Here is a 12,397-nt window from a genome sequence, read left to right as displayed (position 1 = left end):
ACCGATGCGGTTGCGGTCGGCCAGCTCGGGCCAGCCGTTGGGCAGGGTGTGGCTGGTGTCGGCGACAGTGCCGTCGGGTCGGATCAGAGCGGCGCGTGCTCGCCCGGCGCGCAGCCAGGCGGCCAGTGCGGTGGCGGGTTCGGCGTGCAGCCAGTACCGCGCCGCCGGCTGCGACCACGGGCAACCCGCCAGCGCGCCGCGTAGATGCAATTCCTCGGGCAGTCGCAGCGCGGTCGTGAACCCGAACGCCGCAGCGAAGGCTTCCGCGGCGTCGAGATCGGGCTTGTCGAACTCGAGCCACGCCAGATCGCACACCTTGATGGTCGGGTTGGCCGCGCGGCCGCGATGCTCACCAGCGGCGGGACCGTCTTCGCTGTGCAGGTCTGCGTGCGGATCGTGCGGGTCGCTCATCGACCCCTCCCTTCCTTCCTTCTGAACATATCCTCACTTACGAGGAACCATTCAGTCAAGGGTTCTGAAGAATTCTTCATTCCTGATCCCGCGGGTTAGGATGGGGGCGGATCGGACGGAAGGTGAGTGACGACGCCGCAGCCGCCGACCACATCGCCGAGGACCTGCTGCGCATGTTCGGCCTGCCCGCCGCCGAGGCACACGCAATCTGCCGACGTCCCCTGCCCGAGCTGGAAGCCCTACCCCAGCGAGACACCGCCGCCTGATCGGCGCGAGCGCACAGCACATACGCTTCAGGCCCGAGCGTCACCAGAAGCCGCCCTGGTCACGGTGCCTGTCATTCGTGGCCCGCCGGCCCGGTCGATCCATCGGCGCCGCAAATAAGAGGTGGTGCCGATGTACTTCGCCCGATCGGGCAGCGCCTCGGCGATGCGGTCGCTGCTGATCCCGGAAAACAGGTGCACGTCGGGTGTCAGAACTCGTAGCGCGCCGATTCCACCGAATGCCAGCCGAACCACCAACCCCACGGAGCCGCAGCCGCTGTCACCCGGAGTCGACTTGACGGCCTACCGCATCGTGCAGGAGGCGCTCACCAACGTCACAAACATGCCGGAACAGCTTCGGCGTCGGTCCGTCTGGACTACTCCCCGTCGCTGCTGACGATCAGCGTTTCCGACAACGGTCACGGCTCCGAGCAGGCGGGCGAGCCCGGCTACGGTCTGATCGGCATGAACGAACGGGCCACCTCCGTCGGCGGTGAACTGTCCGCCGGAATCCGACCAGGCGGCGGCTTCGAAGTACCACGAAACTACCCCTGGAACCGCGTACCGACGGCCACGACGAGAAGGACACCGAGCAGCGATGACCATCCGCGTCGTGATCGCCGACGATCAAGCCCTGCTGGTCGGAACCTTCCGGATGCTGATCGTCTCCACCGACGACATGGAGGTGGTCGGCGTCGCGGGAACCGGCAGGCAGGCTCAGGAAGTCGTACGAGCCACGAAACCCGATGTCGCACTGATGGATATCCGCCTGCCCGAACTCGACGGACTCGCCGCCACCCAGGAGATCTGCCGCGACGAGTCCCTGGCCACGCGCATCCTCATCCTCACCACCTTCGAACTCGACGAGTACGTCGCGCGAGCCCTGCGCGCCGGTGCCGGAGGCTTCCTCGGCAAAGATGTCGGACCGCGGGAACTGCTCAGCGCCATCCGCGCGATCGCCGCCGGAGACACCCTGCTCTCCCCAACTGCCACGAGGGCTCTCATTGCCCGTTTCCTCGCGTACCCGGCACCGCAAACCGCACCCGCCGAATCTCTCGAGGTGCTCACCGCGCGCGAACGCGAGGTCGTCGTGCATGTGGCGCAGGGATTGTCCAACGAGGAGATCGCCGAGCGAATGTATGTGAGCCCATTGACTATTCGCACCCACGTTCAGCGTGCCATGACGAAGCTCGGCGCTCGGCATCGCGCACAACTCGTGGTCATGGCGTTCCGGACAGGTCTGGTACGCGTCGAGCCACGAGGCTGAGGTCTGATCGCCTCGTACCCGAGGTGGAGAGCGCCGCATAGTATTGACGAAATCGTCATCAACAGGTCGGTGGTTCCATGGCTGCGGATCCAAGGAGGAGCGTGTGTGCCGATGACCTCGGGGTCCAGTGGTCTATCCCAATGGGTGCGCGAGCTCGCCCCAGCGGATCCGGCGGCGCTGCACCGCTCGGTGCTGCCGCCGGAGAAGGTCGCGGAGTTCGCCGCCCGGGTAGGTGCCGGTGCTGCCGGGTATGCCGTTGAGCTCGGTCAGGCGATGGCGGCACATATCCTCGCCGAGATTCCCGAGCTGGATGTGGACGGAATCGTGCAGATGGTGCGCGGCGGCGGCGAAGCGGTGGCGTTGGAAGCCGTCGGGGTGATCGCAGGCGTCAAGGACTTCACGGTCGAGGCTGCCCCTGGCGTCTTGCTCGGCCCCGCCGAGGTGGTGAGCCGCGGGATCGGCATCGAACATATGCTGCGCAGCATTCAGGTGGGTCATTCGATGGTTGTCGAGTACGTACTCGACGCCGCCGAACGACTCGTGCCCGCAGCGCAGCGGTTCGCGGAAATGCGGCGTATCACCGCACTGTCGTTCGGCATCGCCGATCGGCTCACGAGCGAGATGGCCCAGGCGTATGGCAATGCCCATGAGGCGTGGGTGGCGAGTTCGGCCGCGGCGCGGATGGAGGTGATCCAGCAGATTCTGCGCGGTGACGCGGTACCGCTCGATCGGGCGGTGCGCTTGCTGGGCTATGACCTGACCAGGCAGCATCTCGCCGTGGTCGGCTGGTCCGGCGAGCAGGTACCCGTTGGTACAACGCGGCTCGAAGACATGGTCGCAGGCCTGCTGGAATCCGCTGGATGCTCGTCGACGCTGGTGATACCGGTTGGCGGTCGCCGTGTGTGGGCGTGGGGTGCGAGCGTTCGCCGACCGCCTGCCATACCCGTTCCTGTACAGCGGCAGGCGGACGGTGTCCGCGTGGCGGTCGGCCTGTCCGGTGCGGGCGTTCGTGGGTTCGTCACCAGCCATGAACAGGCATTGGAGGTCGCCCACGTGGGCATGCTGGGCTCCGGCGAGCGCTGGTTGTTCGATTACGGCGAGCTCGATCTGGTGGCGATGCTCGGTGGCCGATTGGACAGGGCCCGCGAGTTCGTGCTGCGTGAGCTGGGTGCGCTGGCGGAGCGGGGGGAGGCCACGGCTGTTCTTCGCGTGACGCTCAAGTGCTATCTCGATGTCGAGCGCAGCCTCAGCGTGGCTGCGGAAAGGCTGCACGTGGCGCGGAACACCGTCGCCTACCGCGTGCAGCGTGCCGAGCAATTGCGAGGTCGCAAGATCGGCGTTCGGCGTATGCAGTTGCATGCCGCGCTCGCGCTGGCCGAGGAGTTGGGTTCGGTGGTTCTCGACGATGAGTGACCGGTTGCCACGCTGACGGCGGATTCTCCTCTCATATGGGTTCGGGTCCAAAGTGCCAGCGGGTGTTTTGCATGGCAGTCCAAGCGCCTCGGGGGCGCCCCGGGGTTGGCTGATGGGTACTACGTATCCGTGTCCGGCACCGCTTCGGCGGAACATCGGTGCCCCTTTCGGGAGACCTGGTTGTCCGTGAATCCGGTGGCCGGGGCCCTCGAACGCATCGAGCGACGCGGTCGACCGAGAGGACAAGACACCATGACTCATGAGGCCACCCCGAATTTCACCAACCCGGCCGCACCCGACCTACTGGCCCACTGGGTGGTCAAGACCGCCCGAAGCCAGGAGATGATCGCTTGGTACGGCGCGGTTTTCGGAGCCCGCGTCGTGCATGAGGACAAGCAGATCGCATTCCTGGTCTGGGACCACGAAAGCCACCGCCTCGCGCTGATCAAAGTGCCACGGGTGTTGCGCTACCTGTTTCCGCTGGCACGTTTCCGCCGCAAGATCTACGGAGTCGACCATCTGGCACTCACTTTCGGCTCCTTGGAACGTCTCCTGGTGAATTACGAACGCTTGAAGGGGATCGGGATCCGCCCTGTCTGGTCGATCAACCACGGGCCGACCACTTCGCTGTATTACGAGGACCCCGACGGCATTCGACTGGAGTTCCAGACCGAGAACTTCGCCACGGCCGCCGCCACAGCCGACTACCTGGCCGGTAGTGCCTTCGCCGCCAACCCGGTCGGCGTCGAATTCGACCCCGATTACCTCCTGGAGCGACTGCGTTCCGGTGACGACCCCTCGACGCTGCTCGAACAGGGAGCAGGCACCCGTCCCGGTACGACGTCGCGCAGCAACAAGAGCGCCCTTACCTGGAAGACGTTGTAGTCACGACGCTCTGGTGCTCCTGCTACGCGTCGCGCTTACGGTGCGACGCCTTCCTCGGCGGTGGAGATCGCTGAGCCGCTGACCGTCCGCTCCAGCTCCGCCGCGGCGAAGGTGGCGTCCGCGGTGGTGCGCCAGACCACGTGCCCGTCGGGCCGGACCAGTACGGCGCCGTGTTCGCCGACCTCGAACAGGTCGAGCACCTGCTGTCGGTCCGAGGCGATCGCGGCGTCCAGACCCACCACCGTGACGGGCATCGCCGGTCGGACGGCGGTGCGCCAGGCCTGCGGGTCGGGTGTGAACAGCGTGTAGTCACGCAGGTCGAGCAGGTCGTGGGTGGACACGGCGTCGTCGTCACCGGCCAGCCACGCGTGCGGTACGCGGGCACCGGGCCATGTCGTCGGCACGTAGTCCACTACGCCGACGTCGTTGATCGGCTGCGGCGTCGGTTCGGTCCGGATGAGTGGCCCCGAATAGGCGTAGCCGAATTCGAGTCCGGTGGAGGCGAAATGCTGTAACTGGTCCGGTATTCGGGATTCGACCATGGCGCGTCGGTCGCGAGCCGCGGTGCTGTCTCCCAGCAGTTTCGCGGTCGGCCGCGTCGCCAGGTTCATCATGGCGTCGGCGATGCGCTCCACGATCGCTGCCCAGCGGCGATCGACGGCGGGGGCGAAAGCGCGGGTTACCCGGGCGAGAGCGCGGTTGCCCGGGGCCAGGCCGGCCATGACCTCGTCGAGCCGGAAGTGGTTGTCGACGCTCTGTTCGGCGAACCGTTCCACCACAGGTCGCCGTTCCGGCTCGTAGCTGTGCAGCAGCGAGGTCGGCGCGCGAGCTTCGAGAAGGGCGGCGAGTTTCCACGCGAGGTTGTGCGCGTCCTGCACGCCGCTGTTGAGGCCGAAACCGCCGGTGTGCGGAAACCGGTGGGCGGCGTCACCGGCGAGGATCACGTTGCCCTTGGCGAAGGTCTCGGCGGCCTGACTGGTCATCGTCCAGGTGCCCGTGGAATGCATTCGGAACGGGACGCGCTGCCCGATCACTCGCGGTAACGTTCGCGCCCAGAACGCGCGACCGTCCCGAGCGATCTCCTGGTGCTCGCTGAGGAACGGGGTCATGAGCACGTAGTCGTCGTTGGCATGCGCTATCAGCACCCCGCAGAACGCGGGGGAGTAGATCCAGCTCAGCAACGGGCGGACGCCGTCGGTGAACAACTCGGCGTTGAAGAAGACGCTGCCCATGTTGGCCAGGACCCGGCCGCGCATCCCGATACCCAAAGCGGCACGCACCGCACTGTTGGCGCCGTCGGCACCGACCACGAATCGCGAGGAGATCGCGGTCGTGCCGCCGCGCATGTCGGCCGCGTGCACCGTCGTGCGGAATGGCGTCGTCCGCACGTCGCGTACTTCGGCGCCGCGACGGAAGTCGACGCGTGGGTCGGCCTCGAGGGCATCCCAGAGCACCGGCATGAGCTGGTGCTGGCCGATGTGCGAGATGAGGTACCGGCTGTGGCTCTGCACGCGTTCCACCTGCTCGGGGGAGGCCAGCAGGTCGATTTCACCGAGTGGGGCGGCGCTCAGGTCCGTGAACCAGCGGATCACACCGACTTGCTCGGGCGGTGGCGCCAGCGCGCTGATCTGCCTGGCCAAGGTCGGAGAAGCGTGGTGCCAGATTTCCTGGGACCGGGCATTGACGACATGCGCGGCCGGATGGTTCAACGGGTCGGTCCGGCGTTCGAGGACGGTGCTGGCGAGGCCGTAGCGCGACAAGAGCAGCGCCAGGGTGCATCCGGTCGCACCGGCGCCGACGATGGTTACCTCGGACGGCAGCGCCTCGAGGTTGGCCGGTGGTGTGGTGTCGGACATCGCTCGTTCTCCAGGTTTCCCGGTCAGCGCACGGTGTTGCGCTGCGTGCCGAGGTCGAGCACGCCATCGTCGGTGCGGATGGACGCGGTGACGACGTCTCCCGGCGTGAGGTAGGCGCGGTTGCGGGACTGCGTCCGTATGAACAGGTCCCACTTCTTCGCCTCGGGCAGCAGTCCGGCGAGGCGTTGCACGATCGGCTTGGGCGATTTGATGGCCACCCCGCCTGGCGTGCCGGTGAGCAACAGGTCACCCACCGCGAAGTCCTCCAGTTGAGAGAATTCCGTGAGGGTCTGCGCGGGTGTGAAGACCATTTCCGTGGCCAGCGCCGTCTGGCGGGGCTCGTCGTTGACCGCGAGGCGGAGCCGCAGGTCCTTCCATCTGTGCACCTCGCCGGGGTCGGGCACACAGAGGTAGGGGCCGACCGGACAGAAGGTGCGATAGCTCTTGCCCTTGTAGTACTGCCCCTGAGACAGCTGAACGTCCCGGGCGCTGACGTCGTTTCCGACAACGAAAGCCCCGACGTAGTCCGGGAGGTTCTCCGTGGTTACCGTCACCGGGCCGGTGATCGCCTTGCCTATGACGATCCCCAATTCGATCTCGTAGTCCAGCAGCCGTACGTGTGGCGGAGTGACGATGTCGTCGCGCGCCCCGGTAAGCGAACCCGTGGACTTCGTGAAAAACAGGTTGAACGGCTGGTCGGGATCCACCCCGGTCTCGACCATATGCGCTCGGTAGTTCGTGCCCTGGCAGTTGACCTTCGCTCCGGGTAGTGGGTTGAGCGGGGTGACGTCCGCCAACTCGATGCCGGAATCGGCGGATTCCGTCAGCAGGGCTCGAGCCACCTCGGCACCTTCCTGAAGCACCTCGCCGGCCGTCGGGTACTCGCCGGGGAGCGGCAGCACCCGCTCGCCGCGAACGACGCCCCAGCCAGGGGCGCCCGATTCGGTGGAGTAGCGCAGAAGGTTGATGCTCACACCACCAAGTCAACCCGCGCCGACCAGCCCTCCGCTTGGACCACGCGCCAAATCCGAGCCGTCGATTTGGACTCTGATGCAATATCGATCGGCGGCACTCGGGGCGGTGTCGCGCTCGGGGCGCCTGACCCGCGGTCGACTCGGAAGACACCATCACCGAGACAGGAGCCGAAGGGTCGCAGTGTGTTTCGGGCGGACCTCCAGTGTTCAGGTCGAGCGGTCGGGTGTCACGCGCACCAAGGCGACCCCATGTGGCGGGATGTCGTGTGCGGTGATCGGACCTGTTGTCGTTGTGGTCGTGTGTGCCCATAGGTCACGGACCCGGTACTGCTCGGATGTTGCGAGTCCCGTCGCCGCGGTGGTGGTTTCGATGGTTGTCGGGCGGTCGCTGTCGTTGTGCAGCGCTACCGCGACGGAGCCATCGGTGAGTGGTTTGACGATGATGCGATGGTCATCGGGCAGGGCGGCGCCAGGTGCGCGTGTCGGGTCTTGGTCGATGGCGATGACTTCGCGGTTGGTGAGGATGTCGCGGGTTTCGGCGGACATTGTTCGCACGTCGTTGCCGGCGATCAGTGGTGCGCCGAGCATGGCCCACAGTGAGAAGTGGGCGCGTTGTTCGGCGATGGTGAGGCCGGCCTGTCGGCGGAGCAGGTCGAGCAGTGGCGGGGAGATGCGTAGAAGGGGACCGAGATGTTCGGCGTCCTCGGTGGACAGCGCACCCTGTTTGGCGGCCATGGCGGGCATGCCGTCGGTGTGTGCGCCCAAGAACTCGGCCATGGTGATCCCGACGACGAGCATGTCCGGATCGCGCCCGGTGCGGTTTCCGGTGGCCGTGGTGGTGTATTGATCTATGACGCCGACGAATCCGCGGGTGTCGAAGCCGCCGATCTTCGTCGGTGGTAAATCGTTGCGCCACAGGGGGATCAGGTCGCCGGTACTGCGGGTCATATCGGCCACCGTCGACCAGTCGTAGGTGGTGCCCGCGTCGGCGTCGTCGGAGCTATTGGGGTTGATGCTGTAGACGATCGCGCGGCCGGTGGCGCGTAGCTCGTCTCGCATCGCGGTGAATACGTCGACCTGTTCGTTGTGGTCGGAGTCGGCGTGGCACCAGTCGTATTTGAGGAAGTCCACGCCCCATGCGGCGAATTGTCGCGCGTCCTGGGCCTCGTGGCCGAGGCCGGCCGTGGCTCGGGTCTGCCCGCAGGTCTGGTTGTAGGGGCTGGAGTACAAGCCCAGGAGCATGCCGTGGTCGTGGACATAGTCGGCGACGGCGGCCATGCCGTGCGGGAACTTTTCCGGATCGGCCTGCAGGTCGCCGTGCGAATCTCGTTCGGGTGCGGCCCATCCGGCGTCCAGGTTGACATACCGGTAACCGGCATCGCGCATGCCGGAGGCGATCATGGCGTCGACGGTGTCTCGGATTGTGTTCTCGTTCAGCGGAATTCCGGAATTCCAGCTATTCCAGCCCAGGACCGGGACGGGGACTGTGCCGGGCTCGGCCGGGGACGCGTGCGCTGGTGCCGTCGCCGCGGCCAGGACCGTACCCGCGACAAACACCGCGAAGGTCATTCGCCGCCGCATCACCGCTCCGCTACTTCCAGACAAACCCGCTGGTAGATGCCTGCGGTACTGCTGACCATGACTGTCTGCTCTCGGGTCGTGGGTCACATGTGGACGGTCGGTGTCCGCGAGTCGCTTTGTTCGAGGACGCCGCGGCGGTACAGCAGAGCGGTGACGACCATGCCGGTGCCGAGGATGGCGGCCGACCACCAGTAGGCGGTGGCGTAGCTGGTGAGCTGAGCGTTGGCGAGTACGTCGGGATCGACGGGGCCGTGGGATGCCAGGTAGTCATTGGCTGCGCTGGTCGACATGGTGGTGAGGAACGCGGTTCCGATCGAGCCGCCCACCTGCTGCGCGGCATTCACGGTCGCGGACGCGGCACCGGAGTCCGCGGCCGCCACCCCGAGGGTCGCTGCGCTCATGGCGGGCGCCACGATCAAGCCCATGCCGAAACCGGCGACGAACAGTGCGGGCAGCACGTGGGTGAGGAACGCGCTGCTCATGTCGAAGGTGGTCATCCACACCAGTGCGATCGCGGTGATCGCCATACCGGGCGGCACAACGAGTTTGGGGGTGATCCGGGGGATCAGGACATTGTTCGCCGTGATGGCCGCGATCATCAGACCCAAGACCATCGGCATGAACGCCAGGCCGGTACGGATCGGCGTGTACCCGAGATCGAGCTGCAGATAGTAGGTGAAATACAGGAAGATGCCGAACATCCCCGCACCGCTGATGAAGATCGCGGTCATCGATGCGGCGCGAGTGCGGTCGGTCAGGATCCGCAACGGCAACACGGGATGATTTGTGCGGGTTTGCCACCATACGAAAGCTGCCAGCAAAACGGCGCTGGCCACCAGCAGACCCCAGGCGGAAATATCTGCCCAACCGTTGGTCTCCGCGTTCGTGCAGCCGTAGACGAGGCTGAACAAACCGGCCGACACCAGCGTGATACCGGGTACGTCGAGCCGCGCGGTGCGGTCCCGGCGAACACGCGGCAGTAGGAGTGCCCCGCCGATGACCGCACCGAGCGCGAAGGCCAGATTGACGAACAGCGTCCAGCGCCAGGTCAGTGTCTCGGTCAGTACACCGCCGAGCAGTAGCCCGATGGCGCTGCCCGCACCGGACACCGCGCCGTACACGCTGAAAGCGGTCGCTCGTTCCTTGCCTTCGGTGAAGATGGTGGTCAGCAGCGACAACGCGGCCGGGGCGAGCAGTGCGGCGAAGATGCCCTGTCCGGCCCGGGCGGCCACCAACATTTCGAAACTGGGTGCGGCACCGCCCACCGCGGACGCGACGGCGAAGCCGACCAGACCGACGAGGAACGTCGCTTTGCGGCCGAACAGGTCTGCGATCCGGCCGCCCAGGAGTAGCAGGCTGCCGAAAGCGAGGGCGTATGCGGTGACCACCCACTGCCGCTCGTTGTCGCTGAAGCCGAGGTCGTGCTGCGCCGATGGCAATGCGATGTTCACGATGGTCGCGTCGAGTACCACCATGAGCTGCGCGAGGGCGATGACGATGAGTAGCCACCACCGCGAACCTCCGAGACTTCGGGAGGAATCGGCGGGGTCAGGGTCGCTTTTGGTCAGTTCGACAGCCGCGTGCTCGGGCATGGACTACGCCTCTCTTATAGTACGAAGTCGTTCTATAAGAAGAATCGCAGCGGCTCGGGAGGAACGCAATCGTACTATTTAGAGTGTGAGGTGTGTCTCATGAAGACGACTCGGGCTGCTGCTGTCGGCTGGACGCGGCCGAGACTCAATCAGCGACAGGCGGAGTGGTGCAGTGCCGGTAGCACGATGTCGTCGATGAATCGGGTGATGTAGTCAGCATCGGCGAGGGAACCGTCGAAGACCGGCCGCGTGACGAACACGCCGAAGAACAGGGGGGACAGCAATTCGGCGGCGGGGGGCCGTGCGGGCAGTTCTCCTCGTTCGACCGCTCGGTTGATGAAGCGGGCGAGATCGGCGGTGTCGGGCTCGAGCAGGACGGCTCGCAGGGTCGCGGCCAAGTCGGGATTGGTGATTATCGCGTGGTCGAGGGCGGCGATCAGGGCCGTGTCCTGCTGTGCGCGCGGTACGAACCGGTCGGCCATGGCCACCAGGTCGCCCCGAAGGCTTCCGGTATCGATATCTTTCGCGTCGGCCGGCCCGGTGGCGCGCAGGGCCGCGGCGATCAGCTGTGGCTTGGTCGGCCACATTCGATACAGTGTCGCCTTACTGCAATGTGCCCGCGCCGCAAGGGTATCCATCGACAGCGCCTCGTATCCGACCTCGCGCAGCAGATCCAGCGCCGCGGTCAGTAGCTCGTACTCGCGATCAGGCGTCATGCGCGGCCGCCGAATGGGCGCGTTCTCGGTCACGGCGGCTCCTCCCTGGGAAGTACGGTTCAGTACTTACCATAGCGGTCCGCTCGCTCGGGGGTACGTGCGCCTGGTCCTAGTCGCATTCGGCGAAGCATCACCGCTGCCGAGGGCGTGGCCCGCACGCCCTCGGCGGGATTACTTATCCGACCGTTGGATCGACCTGCTGCTCAGATGAGCGGTGTGATGTGCTCGGGGATGCCGAGCAGGGCCTTGCCGTAGGTTTCCATCGAGACGTGCGGCAGGGTCACCGCGTGCCGCGCGGCAACGTTGGAATCGCGCCAAATCCGCTGCATGGCATTGACTTCGGCGAACGATGCGGCGCCGTGTGCATCGAGCAGGATGTTCAGCGCCTCGTTGATACTGCGCAAGGTGATCGCGACATCACCGCGAATCCGGGCGCGGGCGATGAGCTCCGGGAACACTCCGGCGTCCGCGTGCGCCTGGACGTCATCGGCGGCACGGTAGGCGTGCAGGTGGGCGGTTTCGATCTTCATCGCGGCCTCGGCGACCAGCATCTGGAAGGCGACGGAGTCGGCTTGCCGAGTGACCGTGGTGTACGCCAGTGCCTTTTCCGCCGCCTTGGTGCGGACCAGGTTCAGCGCGGCCCGGCCGAGACCCAACTGCGGCCCCGTGACCGCCGTGTTCAGAAACGACGTCAAGGCCCCTCGGTAGAGGGGCGCATCGGGATGGGCGGAGATGTGCTCGCCAGCCAGGTACGGGCCGAGCGAAGCAACGCGATGTTCGGGGACGAACACGTCCTCGACGACGATGGTGTTGCTGCCGGACGCGCGCATTCCCGCGACGTACCAGGTGTCCTCGACCCGGAAGTCTGCCCGGGGGATCGCCACCGCGACCTGGTCGAGCGCCTGATCGTTGCCGTCGACCAGTAGTGCCCCGTTGGTAGTCCAATCGGCGTGCAGACTGGCCGAGGCGTATGGCCAGCGTCCGTCCACCCGGTAGCCGCCGGGCACCTTGCGGGCTTTGCCCGAGGGTGCCAGCACGCCGGAAACAATCGTGTCGGGACCGTCGGCGAACGCCTCGTCGAGGCCGCGACCGGGATGGAGGGAAGAGGTCCAGACATTGGTGTTCGACAGCGTGACTACCCATGCCGCGCCGCCGTCGGCCTCGGCGACCGCCGACGACACATCCAGCAGTGAGCGCAGGCTGGCCTCCAGGCCACCGAAACGCCGTGGCGCCACGACGCGGAACGCTCCGGCTTCCTTCAGCGCCGCGATCGTCTCCTCGGATACTCGCCGGTCCGATTCGCCGGCGGCGGCATTCTTCCGGATCAGCGGCGCCAACTCGGCGATGCGCGTGAGCACATCCTCGATGGTCTCGGTCCTGTCGTTCTCTACGGTGGTCATGCGTACTCCAAAGTTACTGTGGTGGTTGAAATTCGGCGG

10 protein-coding genes and 1 pseudogene are annotated in these 12,397 nt (G+C 66.3%); 4 read left to right on the top strand and 7 right to left on the bottom strand.

The features are described 5' to 3' along the window. Window positions 1–177: 177 nt before the first annotated feature. Window positions 178–411: pseudogene (locus ACZ6DL_RS18880) on the bottom strand (VOC family protein); the annotation flags it as partial. A 122-nt stretch (window positions 412–533) separates the two neighbouring features. On the opposite strand from ACZ6DL_RS18880, the gene ACZ6DL_RS18875 reads away from it, so the two are divergent. The 4 genes from ACZ6DL_RS18875 (at window position 534) to ACZ6DL_RS18860 (ending at window position 4,239) form a co-directional block, all read left to right on the top strand. Further along, the gene (locus ACZ6DL_RS18875) at window positions 534–677 is read left to right on the top strand and encodes a hypothetical protein (protein ID WP_466052648.1); all 144 of its coding nucleotides are present in this window, start codon (window positions 534–536) and stop codon (window positions 675–677) included. 595 nt (window positions 678–1,272) lie between these two features. After that, window positions 1,273–1,941, top strand: a complete 669-nt coding sequence (locus tag ACZ6DL_RS18870; protein WP_466052647.1) for a response regulator — start codon at window positions 1,273–1,275, stop codon at window positions 1,939–1,941. Between the two features lie 111 nt (window positions 1,942–2,052). Beyond that, entirely contained in the window at window positions 2,053–3,354 is a 1,302-nt protein-coding gene (locus tag ACZ6DL_RS18865) for a PucR family transcriptional regulator (protein WP_466052645.1), read from the top strand. A 252-nt stretch (window positions 3,355–3,606) separates the two neighbouring features. Next, a complete protein-coding gene (locus ACZ6DL_RS18860) occupies window positions 3,607–4,239 on the top strand; it encodes a VOC family protein (RefSeq protein ID WP_466052644.1) in 633 nt (210 codons plus the stop codon). A 35-nt stretch (window positions 4,240–4,274) separates the two neighbouring features. Here ACZ6DL_RS18860 and ACZ6DL_RS18855 read toward each other — a convergent pair whose 3' ends face one another. From ACZ6DL_RS18855 to ACZ6DL_RS18830, 6 genes are all read right to left on the bottom strand, one after another. After that, window positions 4,275–6,095, bottom strand: coding sequence for an FAD-dependent monooxygenase (locus ACZ6DL_RS18855; protein WP_466052643.1), 1,821 nt, complete (start codon window positions 6,093–6,095; stop codon window positions 4,275–4,277). A gap of 23 nt (window positions 6,096–6,118) precedes the next feature. Next, on the bottom strand, window positions 6,119–7,069 hold the full coding sequence (locus tag ACZ6DL_RS18850; RefSeq protein ID WP_466052641.1) for a fumarylacetoacetate hydrolase family protein: 951 nt from the start codon (window positions 7,067–7,069) through the stop codon (window positions 6,119–6,121). Window positions 7,070–7,276: 207 nt separating this feature from the next. Next, on the bottom strand, window positions 7,277–8,650 hold the full coding sequence (locus ACZ6DL_RS18845) for a glycoside hydrolase family 27 protein (protein ID WP_466052640.1): 1,374 nt from the start codon (window positions 8,648–8,650) through the stop codon (window positions 7,277–7,279). Between the two features lie 83 nt (window positions 8,651–8,733). Then, window positions 8,734–10,242, bottom strand: coding sequence for an MFS transporter (locus ACZ6DL_RS18840; protein ID WP_466052638.1), 1,509 nt, complete (start codon window positions 10,240–10,242; stop codon window positions 8,734–8,736). 149 nt (window positions 10,243–10,391) lie between these two features. Next, the gene (locus ACZ6DL_RS18835; RefSeq protein ID WP_466052637.1) at window positions 10,392–10,991 is read right to left on the bottom strand and encodes a TetR/AcrR family transcriptional regulator; all 600 of its coding nucleotides are present in this window, start codon (window positions 10,989–10,991) and stop codon (window positions 10,392–10,394) included. A gap of 170 nt (window positions 10,992–11,161) precedes the next feature. Next, window positions 11,162–12,358: an acyl-CoA dehydrogenase family protein gene (locus ACZ6DL_RS18830; protein ID WP_466052635.1), complete on the bottom strand. Its 1,197-nt coding sequence runs from the start codon at window positions 12,356–12,358 to the stop codon at window positions 11,162–11,164. Window positions 12,359–12,397 lie beyond the last annotated feature (39 nt).

The sequence above is a fragment of the Nocardia sp. NPDC041819 genome (assembly GCF_055590505.1).
The sequence above is the reverse complement of the archived record's forward strand: the minus strand, read 5'-3'. Positions and strand labels throughout refer to the sequence as shown.